Source organism: Micromonospora sp. H61 (assembly GCF_018070325.1).
GTDB classification, from domain to species: Bacteria; Actinomycetota; Actinomycetes; order Mycobacteriales; family Micromonosporaceae; genus Micromonospora; species Micromonospora salmantinae.
Genome location: NZ_JAGPXY010000262.1, coordinates 1 through 410, shown reverse-complemented (window position 1 = coordinate 410; position 410 = coordinate 1). Strand labels below are relative to the sequence as shown.

The 410-nt window shown below is 63.7% G+C and carries 1 protein-coding gene; it reads left to right on the top strand.

Annotated features, from left to right (window positions below; translation table 11 throughout):
• Positions 1-410: hypothetical protein (locus tag KBX08_RS33495; RefSeq protein ID WP_210787745.1), on the top strand; the 410-nt coding region annotated here is incomplete at both ends.

Below are 410 nucleotides of genomic sequence, written 5' to 3'. Positions count from 1 at the left end.
GGATGCCGGATTCGAGTGCGGCCCTGGGGCGCCTGGTTGCCCACGAGAACAGTGCCAGCGATCTGCTCGCCTTTTTGTTCGAGCGGGACCCGAACCCGCTGATTACGCTGCTCGGCCTTGATGTTGATGTTTACCGGTGTCGACGTGAGGGTAGGACGCCGGCAGGGCGTCTCGATGTCGTGGTGTACCGCGTGTCAGACGACCTGCCCGTGGCGGTGTTGGAGTTGAAGGGTGCGTCGAGCGAGCACGGCGATCAGCTCGACCGATACCAAGCCTGGGCGGCAAGGTTCGACCCGGTACCGCTGCTGTTCTACTGCACGCTCGACGGGGACGATGACATCTCACGACCTCCGTGGCGACGAATCGGGCTCGTCGCGCTGTTCGAAGCTAGGAACAGTGCGGGTGATCCG